Consider the following 18,136-nt stretch of genomic DNA (forward strand, 5'->3'; position numbering starts at 1 on the left):
CCCTGGCACAACCCGCCGGAGCCATGCATGAACACTGGAATCTGGTTGCCGATATCGGCGGGACCAACACCCGGTTGGGAGTTATCTCAAACGGGAAACTCACCGATCTGCGCAAATACCCAACGGGTCAGCTGCCGCAACTGCTCGAGGCGTTTCACAGCCTGCGCGATGAGATCGGTACCGACCCGCAGGCGGTTGTCGCCGCCGGGGCCGGGCCGGTGCGGGATGGTACGATCCGACTGACCAACGCGCAGCTTGATTTGTCCGAGGATGATATCGGTCGTGCGACCGGCGCGCAGCATACCTTCGTGATCAATGACTTCACCGCAGCGGCGTGGTCTGTGGCCGAAATCGGTGCCGGTGACGTCGAAGTGATGCAGGGTGCGGAAACCCCACCGGTCGGCACCCGCTTGGTCGTTGGGCCGGGCACCGGCCTCGGGGTTGGGTCGTTGCTCTATTCCGAGGGGCACTATCATACGGCATCCGGCGAAGGCGGCCATGTGGGCCTGTCCCCGCGCCACGCTGACGAGGTTGAAGTATTTCGCGCCGCGCGTAAGGTCGCGCCCGAGTGTTTCTTTGACGACTCGCTGACCCTTGAGGCCGAGATGTTCCTGAGCGGCACTGGCCTGCCCATCCTCTACCAAGCTATCCAACTCGCAGCTGGTCAAACCAACGCAGAAACCCGTCCTGCAAAGGATATCCTGCAAGACGCGCTGGCTCAAACAGACCCTCATGCGGTACGCGCGGCCCATATGTTTACCACACACTTGGGGGCCGTCATGGGCGATATGGCCGTCACCATGATGCCTGCGGGCGGTGTTTTTCTGGTAGGCGGCGTGGCTGAAAAGAACCGTTGGCTGTTCAAGGACGCCTTCCGAGACGCCTTCAACGCAGGGGGGCGGTTTAGTGAGTTGCGCCGGTCGATGAACCTTTATGTCTCCGAACAGGATGAATTTGGCATTGTTGGCGCTAACAATTTCTGCAAAAGTGCGCTCGCGCGTCGGATGGCCTGACGCGGCCAAACCGGAAAGGTCCCCGAATGATCTTGTGCTGCGGTGAAGCGCTGATCGACATGATCCCCGCCCCGACCACCGACGGTGGGCAGGGTTTTGTTCCCCATTCCGGCGGGGCGATTTTCAATACCGCCATCGCGTTGGGTCGTTTGGGCGCATCGGTTGGAATGCTCACTGGTTTGTCCCGCGATATGTTCGGCGATCAGCTTGCCGACTCCTTAACCAACAGCCACGTAGATCAGACGCATGTCATTCGCTCGGATCGTCCAACGACTTTGGCATTCGTACAGTTGAAAAACGGCCACGCGACCTACTCGTTTAACGACGAAAACTCGGCGGGCCGAATGCTGATGCCCAAAGACATGCCGCCGCAGTTAGCCGGTGTTTCGGCCCTTTATTTTGGCGGGATAAGTCTTGCTTGCGAACCCTGCGCTGATGCCTACGCTTCGGTTCAGGAGCAGCATTGTTCTGACCGCGCCGTTATGCTGGACCCAAACATCAGGCCGGGATTCATCAAGGATGAGTCACGGTATCGAACGCGGTTGAACCGGATGATCTCGCAGTCGGATATTGTAAAAGTATCGGACGAGGATCTTGATTGGATTCTTCCCGGACAAAAAGGTACCGCTGACAAAGCCCGGCGATTGCTACAAGACGGACCTACCGCCGTGATTGTAACAAAAGGCAGCGATGGGGCTACGGGCTATTTGGCAGACGGAACAGAAATATCGACACCCTCCAACCCGGTCGAAGTTGTCGATACGGTCGGCGCTGGCGACACGTTCAATGCAGGCGTTCTCGCAGAGTTGCAGAAATCCGGTCACTTGACCAAGTCAGCCGTACGCCATCTTACAACTGATGCGCTAGGCGCGGCCCTCATCAAAGGGGCACAGGTTGCTGCGATCACTGTATCCCGCGCAGGTGCAAACCCACCCTGGGCGCATGAGCTTTGAGCTGAAGAGGCACAGATGAAACGATCTGAAATTAATTCCATCAAATCCGAAGCAGAGGCATTCATTCACTCTTTCGGCGCTGTATTGCCTCCGTTCGCCAGGTGGTCGCCTGACCGTATGCGCAGCGATGATGCGCAAGGGATTCGAGACCGTGGTCTAGGCTGGGATATCACCGATTACGGGCAAGGCCGGTTTGATGAGCTTGGATTATTCCTTTTCACCTTGCGCAACGGCGACGTGACCGATCTGAATAAAGGCCGGGGAATGCTCTATGCCGAAAAGCTGTTGGTGTCCCGCGACAAACAGCTTTCGCCGATGCATCGCCACATCATCAAGGCCGAAGACATCATCAACCGCGGCGGCGGCGATCTTGTGATGGAGATTTATGCGTCGGATCCGGATGGCGGCATTGACCGTGACAATCCTGTCGTCGTCCCCAGCGACAGTTGTCCTGTCACCATCAAACCCGGAGAGCTACTACGCCTGCAACCGGGAGAAAGCGTTACGCTAATGCCAGGGATATGGCACGCCTTCTGGGCGGAAAAGGGCGACTGCCTGATCGGCGAGGTCTCCACAGTTAACGACGACCGCACGGACAATGTATTCGAAGACCCTATCCCGCGTTTTGCAACGATCGAAGAGGATGTTGCGCCTGACTTCTTGCTGGTATCGGACTACTAGCCACATAAGTCCGTTTTACTAAACGGAAAAACTCGGTATCATTCTCAGGCGCACTGCAAAGCTGTGATAGAATGTCAGCGGTGAAAGGGCCCGAGGATGGTAACAAAAGCCGAGTTGGAAGCAGAAGTTGCGGAGCTCCGTCGACAACTGGACGATAGGTCCCAGACTGAAAACCCTGCCAAAAGCGAAAGCGTAACCGAACAGATTTCGGACACACTGGATCAATGGACCTCGCAGATTGACGAGGTGCTGACGGAATTTGAGGATATCCCTCATAAGAAATCGATTATGTTTGCCATCGGAATCTTCGCGGTTGGCTACCTGATGGGCCGTTCCCGGTAGGAGACCACGCATGAGCCGCATTTCCCGAAATATTTCGATCATCCTGCGCGCCGAACGCCTGATTGCGCAACGGCAGGTTGCTGTCGCAGCGAAACGAACCGGCATCTACGCCGCGGCAGGATTTGCCATCGGTCTGGCGGTAGTGATGCTGAACATAGCCGGCTTCTTCTGGCTTTCGGCGACGCTGACCAAACCTGTGGCTGCTCTTATTCTGGCCGGGCTGAATCTGGTACTTGCCGTCTTGCTGGCATTAATCGCGAACTCGATGACTGCGTCGACGGATACAACCGCAGCCGTCGAGCTGCGCGATATGGCCCTGCAAGACATCGAGGTTGAAATAAAAGAAAACCTAACCGAAGCGCGAAATGTTGTCTCGGGCGTCCGGCGCGATCCAATAGGCGCGCTGACGCCAGAAATCGTCAGTGCGCTGTTGGGTTCCGCGCTCAAGTACGCGCGGAACCGAAAGACGAAAGCAGATTGATTACATCATCGCTGCAGCGGCCCACGCGATCACCATCTCTTCATTCGTTGGGATCGACAGAATTCGGACTCGGCTGAAATCGGTCGACAGAACTGTACCGCCATCTGCATTGCGTGCGTGATCCATATCAATTCCGATCCACCGCATCCCATCACATACCATTTGCCGAATTGGGGCTGAGTTTTCGCCAACACCACCGGTAAAGACCAGTGCATCAATCCCCTCCAGCGCGGCCGACAACGCGCCCAACTCCCGACGGATGCGGAACACGTAATAGTCGATGGCTTTGCGCGCATCGGGCGTATCGGCGGCCAGCAGAGTCCGCATGTCTGAAGAAATACCTGAAAGACCCAACAGTCCTGACTTGCGATACAGGACTTCGGCGATTTCATCGGCAGACATGCCATCTTGCTGCATCATGTAAAGCACAACACCGGGGTCCAGTTGCCCGCTGCGCGTCCCCATAGGCAAACCATCCAACGCCGAGAACCCCATAGTCGATGCAATGGCACGCCCTCCGGACACCGCGCACATTGAAGCACCGTTGCCTAAATGCGCGATAACCACCCGGCCATCGTAAAGACCCGGTGCGATCTCTTTCAGCTTTTGTGAAATGTAGTCATAGCTAAGTCCGTGAAAGCCGTACCGACGCACACCTTTGTCGTAATAGCTTTGCGGCAGCGCGAAGGTGTCATTGACCCACGGGTGCGTACGATGGAAGGCGGTATCGAAACAAGCGACCTGCGTCGTGTTGGGGAAAGCCGCGCTGGCGGCACGAATGCCCGCAAGGCTGTATGGTTGGTGCAGCGGCGCAAAGGGGATAAAGCTGCTGAGAGTATCAATAACAGCGTCGTCGATGCGAACAGGCTCGGAATATACGGTGCCCCCATGCACCACGCGATGCCCGATCGCACGGACATGAATGTCAGGCAGATATTCCTGCGCCAGTTCCAGAAACGCATGGATTGCTTCGTCATGGCTTTTGGTATTGCTCAAAGGCCGGTCTATCGACCGCCCACCAGCGGATTGCGCCAGCAGACGCGGCGCGTCGCCCAAGCGTTCAATCTGTCCACGCCACCGCATACTGGGGCGATTGTCATCCACCAGTTCATACAGCGCAAACTTGAGCGAAGAAGAGCCGGCGTTCAACGCCAGAACATGGTTAGCCATGGATTTTGCCTTTGGTTGCATTGGCGTGCAGCACTGCCACCGCACAAGATACCAGGCGCGACGCGTCGTCGTCTGACCGGGACGTCAGGATAATGGGCGCTGCTGCCCCCAGAACGATGCCAGCGGCCTCGGCATGAGAGATGAAAGTAAGCTGTTTCGCCACCATATTTCCGGCCTCGATATTCGGAGCGACCAGAATATCCGCAGCGCCGCCGACCTCGGACGTAATACCTTTGGTCCGTGCCGCGTTCAGGTCAACCGCGTTGTCCATCGCCAGAGGGCCGTCGACCAGACCACCTGTGATCTGACCCCGTTCGGCCATCTTGGACAGCAGCGCTGCATCTACTGATGAGGGCATATGAGGGTTTATCGTTTCAACCGCCGACAGCACCCCAACTTTCGGGGTTCCGATCCCTATCGAGTGCGCCAGATGAATTGCGTTCTGGACGATATCTGCCTTGGTCTCGAGGTCAGGCGCGATATTGACTGCGGCATCCGTTACCATGATCGGCCGCGACATGCCCGGTACGTCCATCACGAATACATGCGACAGTCGCCGCCCGGTCCGCAGCCCCTTTTCCCGACGCAGAACCGCGTGCAACAGCTCATCAGTATGCAGATACCCCTTCATCAAGGTTTCCGCCTTTCCTTCGACCACCAGGTCTACAGCCTTATGCGCAGCTACCCCATGGCTGGCGGCTTCGACGATCTCGATACCTGTCAAATCGGCACCCAGTTCGGCTGCAGCGGCTTCGATCTTGCCTCGGTTCCCCACAAGTATGGGCGTGATGATGTTGTTGGCATGGCCCAGCAAGGCACCGCCAAGCGAATTGGCATCCTCGGGGGCGACAACCGCTGTTGGCATCGGATCAAGCGGGCGCGCCTTTTCCAATAGCGCGTCGAAATGGCGATGGCGCTGAACAACAAGACCCGGAACTTCGACCGAGTCGAACTCCATGTGTTGGGCGGGTGGCGTTACCTGAACACTTCCGCTGAGGACCAGAATATTGTCCCCAACGCGGTGCACTTCGGTTGTGCAGATCAGATCGCCGTCTTCCAGCTTTTCCGCGACAGTAACAAAGGCCGTCAGCTCATCCCCTGCCAAGACCGGAACATGAAAGCTCAGATCTGCACGTCGGGTCTGCGTCCCTGCGCCCGGCAGAATATTTCCCAACACCGCCGCCACCAGGCCCGCAGGCCACAACGCAGGTGCTACCGCTTCGGGCCGACCGTCGCCATCACCATCATAAGCCGCCAGATGCAACGGATTATGATCACCTGATGCCGAGGCAAACGCGTACAGGTCGTCGACTGTACACAGTCGGGTCAATTGCGCCTCATCGCCAACTTCCAGTTGCGAAAACGTTCGATTTTCGAGGATTTTCATTCTGTATCAACTCTGCTTGATTTCAGCAGGCCGCTTTGCTGGTCTGCGAGTCTTTGATGTCCGAAGTGCCGCTGTCTTAGGCTCTGGCGCAGTCAGGTCAAGCACTTGTCGCAAGTCTCGAACCATAGCTATCAGCTCGGTTGTAGGTTGCGGAATATCTCCAACAATCCTCTCGATCAGATCAACAGCTTTGCTGCGCTCTTCCTCGGCGGGTAATAGATCAGACAAACTGTCCAGGGCGCCTTGTTCGTCAAACGTCGTTATGATCGTCTGTTCGTGCAAAAGGCGGCGACGCTGTTCAACTGTCAGGTCTTTGAACGGATCCTCATGTTTAAACACATGAGCCCAACGATCCAATATTTCCGAGCGAAAACTTTGATTGCTGAAGGCCAGCAGGATCAACATGCGGACAACAGCTTCGGCGACGCCCCCTTGTTTCATATGGGCCAAAGCGGCCTGCACTTCGGGAAGGGCCTTCAGTCCTTCAGGGTCTGGCAAGGTTCGATGGGCCGCATTTTTTTGCCCAAACCACGTCGCCACCGGGCCGCCCCACATTGAAAAGAACGCGGCTTCGTACCAGGCATCGCGCAGGTCCCGGCCCAAGTCCATCATCTGCTCGATCCAGTCCCCTGTAAGTTTCTCCAATTGCAAAAAGGGATTGTCCTGCGCAGCAACCAAGCGGTTTTCCTTGGCCAAGTCAGCGGTCATTTTCACGGGCAACATCGCAGGCTGAGCGGAAGACGCCAACGCACGTTGCTGCCGCAAAGGATGAAGATCTTGCAAAGCCTGACCCGTGGTCGGCGTAACCGCAGATTGCACGAAAGGGCGGCCAAAGGTTTCGTAGATATTTGCCTGAGTTTCCGACATATGCGCTACAGCAGCAAAACAGGTCTCGTCCTGCTGCCCGTCATCCAGCGCTGCCACATCTTTCAGTGTCCGCTCCAAAAAGCGGACTTCGAATTTCTTGTCGAGCCCCACGCCCTCGACGTTTTCGATCTTCATCTCATAAAGCCCCGGCGCCATGGCTTCGACCGTTTCAAGGGTCGAGGCAAGCTCGGTATGCTCTTTCCGTGCGACTTTGGACGATACGAAAATACCTAGATGCCCGACCTCGTCGTGCAACATGTAAACGATCCGCTGACCGCGCAGGCGGATTTCTTCTTCGTCGGAATAGGTTGCGGCAATCCAGTTCAGCGCCTGTTGAGGCGGTGTGATATTGTCACCCTGGCTGGCGAAAACAAAAATCGGGCCCTTCACTGCCTTGATGTCGATTGGCACACCGGGCTCCAGCTGCGCCGTGTTCTTGACCAAACGATTGCCCACAAACAGCTGCTCGACGATCCAGTGGATTTCGGCTTCGTTCAAAATGAAGTAACCACCCCACCAGCGTTCAAAGTCCAGAAACCTCTGGCGGCCGCCTTCGGGATCACGATAGAGATCAAAGTACTTTCCAAAGTAATTCCGGCTGGGGTTCAGCTGTTCGAAATTCATCACCAGATTGGCACCGTCAAACTTGCCAGCACCCAGATCGGACCAAAACATCGGCTGCCATGTGCCGCCCAGAACTCCGGCATTGTACCGCATCGGGTTTTCCCCGACTTCGCCTGACCAAGGGGCAATCGGCGCTCCGTTCAGCACAAGCGGGCCCGTCAAATCGGGGTTGCAGGCCGCCATGATCAACGTGGCCCAACCGCCCTGACAGTTACCCGTGACAACAGGTTGAGGACTGTTGGGATGGCGGGCGCTTACCGTTCTGACAAATCCGGCCTCGGCATGCATGACATCGGCGAGGGTCTGGCCCGGCACCGGGTCACGACCAAAGCTGACAAAATAAACCGGGTGCCCTTTGGATAGCGCTACCCCGACCTGACTGTCGGTTTTAAATCCGCCTATTCCACCACCGTGGCCCGCCCTTGGATCAATGATTACATACGGGCGTTTGATGTTGTCGATTTTGACACCTTCAGGCGGCACGATCTGCAACAGCTGATAGTTGCAAGGCCGCTTGAGCTGCGCGCCATCCACCACAACTTCGTAATCGTAAACCAATACGGGTGGGCACCCAGCAGCCTCGTGTTCAAGGAAAATATCGCCGCGCTCACGCAGCACATCCATTGTCAAAGCGACCCGCTGGCTTGCGTCCTTCAGGTAGTCCGCCCAATCCTTCGCAATGAACGATGAGCCAGCAATTCGGGCAGACGCGTCTGCAATGCCTTGAAGCAGGTTTCGCGTGCGCTCGGAGTGATCCGTCGCGATTTTAATGGATTGCAACGCAGCTGACTTTGACAGCAAGTTCCATTTGACCTGCGATTGTTCCAGCGCATTTTCAACGGCACTATAGGTTCTGTCATTTGCGACGGCTGCATCGCGGGCCATATGGGACCCGAACTGCAGAGACTTGGAATGTGTATTCGGTATCATGAGGACATCCTTTAACCGACGATACTGTATCCGCCGTCGATGGGATGGACCCCACCGGTGACGTTGAATGCTTCGCGACTGGCAAGAAAAGCGGCATAGGCACCAACATCCTCGATCGTCGCCAAATGGTGCGTGGGTGCTCGGGCGGCGGCATCTGACAGCAGGGCATCGAATTCAGCCAGCCCAGAGGCAGCCCGTGTTTGTAACGGGCCAGGCGACAAGGCGTGAACCGAGATACCCTTTGGCCCCAGCTCTGCAGCAGCATATCGAACAGCAGCTTCAAGCGCCGCTTTGACCGGGCCCATGATATTGTAATTCTCAACGACCCGGCTGGCACCCAGAAACGAGACCGTCATGCAGGTGCCGCCACGATCCATCAATGGCTCTGTCAGACGGATCATACGCAAAAAAGAATGGACCGAGATATCCATGGCCAATGCAAACCCCTCGGCCGAGCTATCCACAACGCGACCATGCAAATCATCACGCGGAGCAAACGCGATCGAATGCACCAGTGTATCCAGCCGACCCCACCGCGCGCCAATCTCATCAAACAGCGCCTGCGTCTGGTCTGGTTTTCGGACATCCAGCGGCATAACGATTTTTGCCCCGACCTGATCCGCGAGGCCTCGCACATGCGGTTCGGCCTTGTCATTGAGATAGGTCAATGCGACCTCGGCCCCCTGCGCATGCAGGGCGCGGGCACAACCCCAGGCAATCGACTGATCATTGGCCACGCCAATAATCAGCGCTTTCGTTCCATCCAGGCGGAACATGGTGCCGATCCTCTCGTTTTTTCTGCGCTGCAGCATAGGCGATTCCACCCAAAACCACAAAGTTTACGCTACGGCATAGCGTCCAAAACCGCCCATGCCGCAGCGCCGCATAACAAGAGAATGTAACAACCGCACAAGAGGTGTGCTGAATATCGGCGGGTTGCCAATCAGATGTCTAAAGTGTGCTCTTTCTCCCAGCGTGAGAAATGGCTGACGAAGGAATTCCATTCCTGATGCTTCATCTTCAGGTAGGCGCTGGAAAATTCGTGCCCCATCGCCGCCTTCAGCCCCGCGTCACTGTCATAGGCGCGCAGCGCGTCCAGCAGGTTCAGCGGCAGTTTCGGTGCGTCGGTTACGGTGTGACCCTCAGCATACATGTCGATATCATGACGCTGGCCGGGATCGGCTTTGGAGCGCAACCCGGACAGCCCCGCCGCGATGATCACCGCCTGCAACAAGTACGGGTTTGCTGCACCGTCCGCCAAACGCAGCTCGAACCGGCCCGGACCGGGCACGCGCACCATATGGGTGCGGTTGTTGCCCGTCCACGTGACGGTATTGGGTGCCCAGGTCGCGCCCGACATAGTGCGCGGGGCATTGATACGTTTGTAGCTGTTCACCGTGGGGTTGGTGATCGCAGCCAACGCGCTGGCATGTTTCATGATCCCGCCGAGGAAATGTTTGCCCTTCTCGCTCAGGCCCACTTCTCCGGTCGGGCCGTCACCTTCACCCGCGAATACGTTGGTCTTGGCATCAGCCCCCGGTGCATCCCAGACCGAGATATGGGCGTGACAACCATTACCTGTCAGCCCTTCGACCGGTTTGGGCATGAAGGTGGCGCGAAACCCATGTTTTTCGGCCACGGATTTGGTCATGAACTTGAAGAACGAATGCTTGTCTGCGGTGCGCAGAACATCGTCGAATTCCCAGTTCATCTCGAACTGGCCATTGGCGTCCTCGTGGTCGTTTTGATACGGGCCCCAGCCCAGATCCAGCATATAGTCGCAAATCTCGCGCACCACGTCATAACGGCGCATCACCGCCTGCTGGTCATAGCAGGGCTTGGCGGCGGTATCGAACGGATCGCTGATCTGTTCTCCATCGGGGGTCAGCAGAAAGAACTCGGCCTCGACCCCGGTTTTGACATGCAGCCCTTCGGCGGCGGCCTCGTCGATCAGACGACGCAGAACGTTGCGCGGGGCTTGGGCCACGTCTTCACCCTCCATCACACAGTCTGCTGCAACCCACGCAACTTCGGGCTTCCAAGGCAGCTGAATGACCGAGGACGGATCGGGCACCGCCAACATGTCAGGGTGCGCCGGGGTCATGTCCAGATAAGTGGCGAACCCGGCAAAGCCTGCGCCTTCGATCTGCATCTCGGCGATGGCTTGTGCAGGGACCAGTTTGGCCCGTTGTCCACCGAACAGATCGGTGAACGAGATCATGAAGTATTTGACGCCTTTTTCCTTGGCGAAAGCAGCCAGATCTGTCGTCATGGTCGGCTTTCCTTTCCCTGTTGAACCCAAAAGAAAAGGCGCGGCCCCGGTCAGGGTCGCGCCCGCTTGTCTCAGAACCCCGGCTTGCCCGGATACCAGTCTGTCCCCGCCAGAGGCACGCGCGCCATGGCGGCGGCCTCCATCGTCAGAGCACACAGGTCTTCGGGCTCCAGATTGTGCAGATCGTTGTGGCCGCAGGCGCGCGCGATGGTCTGCGCCTCAAGCGTCATGACCTTGAGGTAGTTGCGCAGACACCGCCCGGCCTCGACCGGGTCAAGGCGCGCCGCCAGTTCCGGGTCTTGCGTGGTGATACCCGCCGGATCGCGGCCTTCGTGCCAATCGTCATAGGCCCCGGTGGTGGTGCCCAGCTTCTGATACTCGGCCTCCCATTTCGGGTCATTGTCCCCCAGCGCGATCAAAGCCGCCGTGCCGATGGCCACCGCATCCGCGCCCAAAGCCATCGCCTTGGCCACATCCGCGCCATTGCGAATACCGCCCGAGATCACCAGTTGCACCTCGCGATGCACACCCAGATCTTGCAATGCCTGCACGGCGGGGCGGATACAGGCCAGCGTCGGGATACCCACATGTTCGATGAAGACATCCTGCGTGGCCGCGGTGCCGCCCTGCATCCCGTCCATCACCACCACATCAGCCCCGGCTTTCACCGCCAGCGCCGTGTCGTAATAGGGTCGCGTCGCGCCGACCTTCACATAGATCGGTACTTGCCAGCCGGTGATTTCGCGCAACTCTAAGATCTTGATCTCAAGGTCATCCGGGCCCGTCCAATCCGGGTGCCGACAGGCCGAGCGCTGGTCGATCCCTTTGGGCAGGGTCCGCATCTCGGCCACGCGGTCGCTGATCTTTTGACCCAAAAGCATCCCGCCACCGCCGGGTTTGGCGCCCTGCCCCACCACAATCTCGATCGCGTCGGCTTTGCGCAGATCGTCGGGGTTCATGCCATAGCGCGAAGGCAGATACTGATAAACCAGTTTCGAGGAATGACCGCGTTCCTCGGGCGTCATACCACCGTCACCGGTGGTGGTCGACGTACCGGCAGCTGACGCTCCGCGACCCAGCGCCTCTTTCGCGGGGCCAGACAGCGCACCGAAACTCATGCCCGCGATGGTGATCGGGATATCCAGCTGGATCGGGTTCTTGGCAAAGCGCGTGCCCAGCGTGACCGAGGTGTCACAGCGTTCGCGATAGCCCTCCAGAGGATAGCGGCTGACCGAGGCCCCCAGAAACAACAGGTCGTCGAAATGCGGTACTTTGCGTTTCGCGCCGCCGCCGCGAATGTCATAGATGCCCGTTGCCGCCGCCCGCCGGATTTCCGCGTTGACCGGGTTTGAAAACGTTTCAGACTGTATCGGCATCGTGCGTGGTGTGTGATCGTCCATAACCGTCTTCCTCAGTATTCTGCCGCGTTGTCGACATCGAAATTGTAAAGCTGCCGAGCCGAGCCATAGCGTTTGAACTCTTCCGGCTTGGCATCCGCGCCCGCGCGCTCCAGCAGGTCTTGCAACAGGGTCAGATGTTCGGGACGCATCTCTTTTTCAATGCAATCCGCGCCCAGACTTTTGACCGAGCCGCGCACGAATAGCCGCGCCTCGTACAATGAAACCCCCAGCGCGTCGCCCGCATCACCGCAGACCACCAGCGTCCCCGCTTGCGCCATGAAGGCGGACATATGGCCGATATTGCCATGCACCACAATGTCGATCCCCTTCATGGAAATCCCGCAGCGCGAGCTGGCATTGCCCTTGATCACCAACAACCCGCCATGGCCCGTGGCCCCGGCATATTGACTGGCATCGCCTTCAACGATCACAGTGCCCGACATCATGTTCTCGGCCACGCCCGGCCCAACAGAGCCTTCGACCCGAACGGTCGCCTGCTGGTTCATCCCCGCGCAGTAATAGCCGGTTGAGCCTTTGACCGTGACCTCAATCGGGGCATCCAGACCGACAGCGATGGCATGGCTGCCCTTGGGGTTCTGAACCTGCCACTGGGTCTGGTTTGTCTCGGTGCTTTGGGCCTGAAGGGCGGCGTTCAGCCCGCGCAGGCCCTGTTCGGCAACATCATAGCTCTGCATTTTAGTGGCTCCAGAAATAGACGGTTGCGGGTTCGGGTTCCCAGACGCGGGCATCCTCGATTCCCGGCAGGTTGACCAAGGCGCGATACTCGCTGCCAAAGGCCACATATTGATCGGTCTCGGCCATTACCGCCGGTTTGCAGGCGATGGGGTCGCGAACCACGCCGAACCCATCCTTGGTGCCGACCACAAAGGTAAAGAACCCGTCGAGATCCTCAAGGCTGCTTTCCAGCGCCTCACCCAGAGTGGCCCCGTTTTGCATTTTCCATGTCAGATAGGCCGCGCCGACCTCGGTATCGTTCATGGATTCGATCCGCACGCCCTCGCGCATCAGTTTGCGGCGCAGGGCGTTGTGGTTGGACAGCGATCCGTTATGCACCAAGCACTGATCCGCGCCGGTGTTGAACGGGTGCGCCCCTTCTGTGGTGACGGCGGATTCAGTGGCCATGCGTGTATGGCCAATCCCGTGGCTGCCGGACATCGAGGTCAATTGGAACCGCTCCGCCACCTCTCGAGGCAATCCAACTTCTTTATAAATTTCGATCGCATCGCCATCGGACATGATCCGTAGGCCAGGGCGCAATTCCCTCAGGGCCTGCCGCGCAGCGCTGACTTTGTCGTTGGCCACGCTCAGAACCGCATGAGTGTCATTGCGGCCCAAGCTGACGGGGCTGGTCAAGACGTCGGCCAAATCTTCGGCCAGAGTCTGAAAATCCGCGTCCGGATTGTCGGATTGCACGGTGAGCTTTGCCTGATCTCCGACAGGTCCATAAATCGCGATCCCGGCGCTGTCCGGGCCGCGATCTGTCATTGTGATCAGCATATCTGTCAGCATCGCGCCCAATTGAGGCTCGAGCGTTTTGTCCTTCAAAAAAAGGCCGACAATTCCACACATGTGTCAGCTTCTCCTGTGTTGAGTTGGGCAGACGCTAACACCTGAACTTCAGGTTATCAACAAAGGGAAATTAATATTCATAAGGGGAATATTTTCGGCTATCTATTTCCCCCGCATTCAAAAATCACGGAGAGCAACCCCGCAAAACCTCAGCAGCGGTTTATCAATCGCCGAATCGTGACTAACGCGTCTGCGGATATGAGATGATCGACAGGTAGCGGGCTGGCAGTTTGCGCAGCACCTCGGGTCCATGCGGTGCGTCCGCATCAAAGAACAACGTATCACCCGGCTCCAGCAGGTAAATTTGATCGCCGTGTCTGTAATCGACTTCGCCTTCAAGCATGTAGAGCATTTCAATCCCGTCATGCTGGAACGTCGGGAAAGTGTCGGACTCTTCCGTCAGCGTGATCAGATAGGGTTCGACCACAACACCACTGGCATTAGACCCCATATGACCCAAAAGGCTGTATTGATGGCCTGCGCGTGTCCCGGCTCTCTCTGTTTCAACGCCCTTTCCCGCTTTGGTGTGGGTTGCGTTTCGGGTTTCTTCATATCTGCGGAAAAATGCAGTGATCGGTGTGCTCAGAGCATTGGCCAGCGATTGTAGCGTCGTCAATGAAGGCGATGTGTAGCCGTTTTCGATTTTTGACAGCATACTGATGGATAACCCGGTCAGCCCCGACAATTCCGCAATTGTCACGCCCTGCTGCAACCTCAACGCGCGGATTTCACGACCGATCGCCGTTTCGAGGTTCTTTTCACCGGGGTCCCTGACCTTGTGGGGATCCTGAGAAAACTGAGGTTTGGACCTATCGTTTGATGCTTTCACCAACCTATCCTTAACGCCTTTCGCTTCGTCGTTATCGCCTGCAATTTTCTTGAAGGGAAACATATTTTCAAAACTACATTCCTGCGCAACCTCCGGTGATTTGTGTTGACCGGCGATCTGATCTCGGGCAGTGACGCATTTGATGGTTCCCTGGGGCATGCTCCAGCGGTGAAAAGGGAATACGGTGAGGTTTAAGTGCCAAGTCCGTAACTGCCCCCGCAACTGTAGGCGGTGAGCGAAGCCAATATCCCACTGACGTGAATAATGTCGGGAAGGGTGGCCAAGCCTCGACCCGCAAGTCAGGAGACCTGCCATCGCAACCGAAACCAACCCGGGGCGGGGCGTCCTGGAAGGAGGCTTGATGGTACCTCGTACGCCTTTATGCGCGACCGCGTTTCAGTACGGCCCCAGGGGCCGTGGAACAGACGCTTGATGGCCGAGCCCACTGATCATTTTGTTCTGATCTGCGCGACCTGTCAGGGTTTGGAGGCAGCGCAGCACATTGCGGATGCCTTGTGCCCTGAATTGCCTGCGGGTTTCGCAGTGCGCACAGTAGACTGTATGGCTGGATGCGATCACCCGGTCACTGTCGGATTTCAGGCCCTAGGAAAAGCCCAATACCTGTTTGGTGATATCGGCACCGAGCAAGAGCTGAATGCTCTTGCCCAATTCGCCGCGCAATACCTGGGCAGCGCAACTGGTTGGACAAAGGCCACAGACAGGCCGGCGCCTCTGATAACCAAGACATTGGCGCGCATGCCGGCGTTGGCTGTTCGAGGAGCTCGATGATGACCAGACCCTTCCTGCAGGCGCGTGGTGTAGCCTACTATTCTTTTCACGGTGACGTTCTGTTGCAAGACATCTCGTTCGACCTTGAAGAGGGGTCGGTTCTGGCCATTGCCGGTCCGAATGGCGCTGGCAAAACCACTCTGCTGAACTTACTTTGTGGCGCTGAAGCTCTGTCCGAAGGCGACGTTCTGGTGCAAGAGCAGAGCTTGAAGACACTGTCAGCGACGGAGCGCGCCCGAAAAATTGCCGTCGTCAGTCAGCAGGAATATCCCGATGGGCGCTTGCATCTGCGTGACTATGTGGCACTTGGGCAAATTCCAATTCGCTCGGACCGCTCCTCTGAAGATCACGCAAACGACTTGACGCGAATTCTGGACCTGACCGGCCTTTTGGAGCTTGCCGACAAGCGCATGGCAGTGTTGTCGGGTGGCGAACGTCAGCGCGCCCATATCGCGCGTGCGCTGGCGCAGAACCCTACTCTTCTGTTTTTGGACGAACCGACGAACCATTTGGATCCCGACGCCAAAGGGCGGATGTTGTCGCTGGTCGCTGGACTGGGGATAACCGTCATAATGATTGTCCATGACATTGTCATGATCCCCGAATTCGCCACCCATGTCGCGTTGATGAAATCTACCCGGCTGACCGGGTTTGGCCCTGTTTCCGAGGTCCTGACGACTCAACATGTGCGCGACACGTTCGGCGTCGACTACTTATTCTTTCAGCACGACGGTCGGATGATCCCCGCGCTGGACATACGAAAAACCACTGTTTCCCAACCCTCCAGGAGATTTCCAAAATGAAACATATCTTGTCCGTGGCTCTGGTTATGGCCATGGCGAGCGGTGTTGCTGCGCATGAAGTGACCGTAGACAATTGTGGTGAACCGCTGGTGTTTGAAACCCAGCCCGAACGGTTGGTCGTACATGACATGAACATGACCGACATGGCCTTTGCGCTGGGTCTGCAAGACAAAATCGTCGGCCTCACGGGCATCACCGGCTGGTACAAAACCAGTCCTGAATTCGACACGCTACGTGGAGATATCCCCGAACTGGCACCGAAATATCCATCGGTGGAAAATATTGTCGCGGTAGAACCCGATCTGTTCTTCGCCGGCTGGTACTATGGAATGCGTCCCGGTGGTGATGTAACGCCAGAAACACTTGCCCCGTTCGGGATCAAAACCATGATCCTGACTGAAAGCTGCGTTCATCTGCATAAAGACCGCCCCGAGGCCAGCATGGACCTTTTGTTTGACGACATTCTGCGGCTGGGCAAAGTCATGCATGTCGAAGACAAGGCCGAAGCGCTTGTATCTGGTTGGAAGGATGAACTGACCGCAATCGAGGCACAAACCGCAGACTTACCGAAACCTCGAGTGTTTCTGTTGGATGGCCCGGCGGACGCTCCGTTCACTGCTGGGAAATACGCAATCCCCAACGCTATGATAGCAGCGGCGGGTGGTCTCAACGTTACCCGTGATATGGACACAAGCTGGGGTCGCACGTCATGGGAAACCGTGGCAGCCGCGAACCCTGAGTTTTTAGTGCTGTTGGATTATCAAACCGGAAAAGGAGCGGCGGATACGTTCAGGTTTCTGCAAGAACATCCTGTTATGTCACAAACCGACGCGGTCAAAAACGAGCGCTGGATCGGTTTGCGGTACGAAGAATTGACGCCGGGACCGGCCAACATTCAGGCCATCGCAAAATTGGCAGCAGCCATGCGCACGGGTCTGAACTGAATTGGGCCGTCTGGGGCTGACACTTTTGATGGGGGTGGCCATTCTGGCCGCCCTTCTTCTGGTTTCGACAATCTACGGAACCACATCCATTCCTCTGTCCGATACGGTCTCAGCTATTCTGCTCGGCGCTGGTGTGATCGAGGGAGACATGTCACCACTTCACCGCATCGTTTTCGACCTGCGCCTGCCCCGCGCGCTTTTTGCCGCCGTGATCGGCGCTGGTCTCGGAGTTGTTGGAGTTGTGCTGCAAACGACTACGCGAAACGATCTGGCCGACCCGTTCCTGTTCGGTCTTTCCTCTGGTGCGGCGGCGGGGGCAGTGTTCGTCATTACGGTGACTGGTGACATACTGGGGTTCTGGACTTTGCCGATAGCAGCATTTTGTGGGGGTCTCGTGGCCTCGGGCATTGTGCTGGCTCTTGTCCACGGGCTGCGAACCAGTGCACCGGAAAAGCTCATCCTGGCTGGGCTTGCCGTGTCGTTTCTGTTCTCGGCGTTGACTAATTACCTGATTTTCGCAGGCGACAACCGTGCTGCGCATTCTGTCATCTTCTGGATGCTGGGCGGATTGGGTCTGGCGCGTTGGGAAACCTTTCCGCTCGTCTGCGCGGGTTTGATCCTAATTCTGGCCTATTCACTATATCGCAGCCGTTGGCTGGACGCCTTGTTGACCGGTGACATGACAGCGTCGACACTGGGTGTCCCGGTCCAGTCGCTGCGGTTCAAGATGTTCTTTGTTGCCGCTTTGGCTACGGCTGTATTTGTCTCAGTCGCCGGGGTGATCGGGTTCGTCGGGCTGATGGTTCCGCATATCGCGCGCGGAATTGCCGGACCACTGCACACCCACTTAATCCCTGCGGCCGCGGTGGTCGGCGCTGTTCTGCTGACCGGGTCCGATATCCTCAGCAGGCTGCTGCTGGCCCCGCAAGAACTGCCGGTCGGCATAGTGACCACCTCGTTAGGGTCCGTTTTCGTGTTCATTTTGTTGCTGAGAACTGCAAACGCGAAACGGTAGATCACACGGAGCCTGTTCACTCATTCTTGGGCTGCAAACTGTGGTC

At 57.4% G+C, this 18,136-nt stretch carries 18 protein-coding genes and 1 riboswitch; of the genes, 9 read left to right on the forward strand and 9 right to left on the reverse strand.

Annotated elements, in window-relative coordinates; genetic code table 11:
* Positions 1–23 precede the first annotated feature (23 nt).
* The 5 genes from AC2TAD_RS13840 to AC2TAD_RS13860 all read left to right on the forward strand — a co-directional run bounded on the left by AC2TAD_RS13840 (position 24) and on the right by AC2TAD_RS13860 (position 3,470).
* Complete coding sequence (locus AC2TAD_RS13840; protein WP_480868531.1) at positions 24–1,013, forward strand: glucokinase; 990 nt, start codon at positions 24–26, stop codon at positions 1,011–1,013.
* A gap of 26 nt (positions 1,014–1,039) precedes the next feature.
* Complete coding sequence (locus tag AC2TAD_RS13845; protein WP_480868341.1) at positions 1,040–1,966, forward strand: carbohydrate kinase family protein; 927 nt, start codon at positions 1,040–1,042, stop codon at positions 1,964–1,966.
* 15 nt (positions 1,967–1,981) lie between these two features.
* Positions 1,982–2,647: a D-lyxose/D-mannose family sugar isomerase gene (locus tag AC2TAD_RS13850; RefSeq protein ID WP_480868343.1), complete on the forward strand. Its 666-nt coding sequence runs from the start codon at positions 1,982–1,984 to the stop codon at positions 2,645–2,647.
* 96 nt (positions 2,648–2,743) lie between these two features.
* Complete coding sequence (locus AC2TAD_RS13855; RefSeq protein WP_480868344.1) at positions 2,744–2,989, forward strand: hypothetical protein; 246 nt, start codon at positions 2,744–2,746, stop codon at positions 2,987–2,989.
* 10 nt (positions 2,990–2,999) lie between these two features.
* On the forward strand, positions 3,000–3,470 hold the full coding sequence (locus AC2TAD_RS13860; RefSeq protein ID WP_170355135.1) for a phage holin family protein: 471 nt from the start codon (positions 3,000–3,002) through the stop codon (positions 3,468–3,470).
* On the opposite strand, the gene AC2TAD_RS13865 is transcribed toward AC2TAD_RS13860, so the two are convergent.
* The 9 genes from AC2TAD_RS13865 to AC2TAD_RS13905 form a co-directional block, all read right to left on the reverse strand.
* Complete coding sequence (locus tag AC2TAD_RS13865; protein ID WP_480868346.1) at positions 3,471–4,640, reverse strand: acetate/propionate family kinase; 1,170 nt, start codon at positions 4,638–4,640, stop codon at positions 3,471–3,473.
* Entirely contained in the window at positions 4,633–6,027 is a 1,395-nt protein-coding gene (locus tag AC2TAD_RS13870; protein ID WP_480868348.1) for a bifunctional enoyl-CoA hydratase/phosphate acetyltransferase, read from the reverse strand. The genes AC2TAD_RS13865 and AC2TAD_RS13870 overlap by 8 nt, the downstream gene beginning before the upstream one ends.
* A 6-nt stretch (positions 6,028–6,033) precedes the next feature.
* Positions 6,034–8,448, reverse strand: coding sequence for a DUF3141 domain-containing protein (locus AC2TAD_RS13875; protein WP_480868349.1), 2,415 nt, complete (start codon positions 8,446–8,448; stop codon positions 6,034–6,036).
* 11 nt (positions 8,449–8,459) lie between these two features.
* Positions 8,460–9,260, reverse strand: a complete 801-nt coding sequence (gene fabI / locus AC2TAD_RS13880; protein WP_480868351.1) for an enoyl-ACP reductase FabI — start codon at positions 9,258–9,260, stop codon at positions 8,460–8,462.
* 131 nt (positions 9,261–9,391) lie between these two features.
* The gene (glnT, locus tag AC2TAD_RS13885) at positions 9,392–10,720 is read right to left on the reverse strand and encodes a type III glutamate--ammonia ligase (RefSeq protein ID WP_480868352.1); all 1,329 of its coding nucleotides are present in this window, start codon (positions 10,718–10,720) and stop codon (positions 9,392–9,394) included.
* Between the two features lie 71 nt (positions 10,721–10,791).
* Positions 10,792–12,120: an FMN-binding glutamate synthase family protein gene (locus AC2TAD_RS13890; RefSeq protein ID WP_480868354.1), complete on the reverse strand. Its 1,329-nt coding sequence runs from the start codon at positions 12,118–12,120 to the stop codon at positions 10,792–10,794.
* Positions 12,121–12,131: 11 nt separating this feature from the next.
* Positions 12,132–12,815: a protein GlxC gene (locus AC2TAD_RS13895; RefSeq protein WP_480868355.1), complete on the reverse strand. Its 684-nt coding sequence runs from the start codon at positions 12,813–12,815 to the stop codon at positions 12,132–12,134.
* Between the two features lies 1 nt (position 12,816).
* Positions 12,817–13,710 carry a class II glutamine amidotransferase gene (locus AC2TAD_RS13900; protein WP_480868357.1) on the reverse strand — a complete coding sequence of 298 codons (894 nt, stop codon included), beginning with the start codon at positions 13,708–13,710 and terminating at the stop codon, positions 12,817–12,819.
* 181 nt (positions 13,711–13,891) lie between these two features.
* Positions 13,892–14,539 (reverse strand): helix-turn-helix domain-containing protein, encoded by a 648-nt coding sequence (locus tag AC2TAD_RS13905; protein WP_331251812.1) that lies wholly within the window; start codon positions 14,537–14,539, stop codon positions 13,892–13,894.
* A 126-nt stretch (positions 14,540–14,665) separates the two neighbouring features.
* A riboswitch (cobalamin riboswitch) is annotated at positions 14,666–14,869 on the forward strand.
* 102 nt (positions 14,870–14,971) lie between these two features.
* Here AC2TAD_RS13905 and AC2TAD_RS13910 point away from each other — a divergent pair.
* Genes AC2TAD_RS13910 through AC2TAD_RS13925 form a run of 4 tightly spaced genes read left to right on the forward strand, consistent with a single transcriptional unit; the run spans position 14,972 to position 18,090 of the window.
* Positions 14,972–15,328 (forward strand): DUF1636 family protein, encoded by a 357-nt coding sequence (locus AC2TAD_RS13910; protein ID WP_170754165.1) that lies wholly within the window; start codon positions 14,972–14,974, stop codon positions 15,326–15,328.
* Entirely contained in the window at positions 15,328–16,131 is an 804-nt protein-coding gene (locus AC2TAD_RS13915) for an ABC transporter ATP-binding protein (protein WP_234899475.1), read from the forward strand. Before AC2TAD_RS13910 ends, AC2TAD_RS13915 begins: the two co-directional genes overlap by 1 nt.
* On the forward strand, positions 16,128–17,075 hold the full coding sequence (locus AC2TAD_RS13920; RefSeq protein ID WP_480868359.1) for an ABC transporter substrate-binding protein: 948 nt from the start codon (positions 16,128–16,130) through the stop codon (positions 17,073–17,075). The genes AC2TAD_RS13915 and AC2TAD_RS13920 overlap by 4 nt, the downstream gene beginning before the upstream one ends.
* A 1-nt stretch (position 17,076) precedes the next feature.
* On the forward strand, positions 17,077–18,090 hold the full coding sequence (locus tag AC2TAD_RS13925) for a FecCD family ABC transporter permease (RefSeq protein ID WP_480868361.1): 1,014 nt from the start codon (positions 17,077–17,079) through the stop codon (positions 18,088–18,090).
* The last annotated feature ends 46 nt before the right edge of the window (positions 18,091–18,136 follow it).

Source organism: Ruegeria sp. HKCCD7628, from assembly GCF_057221005.1.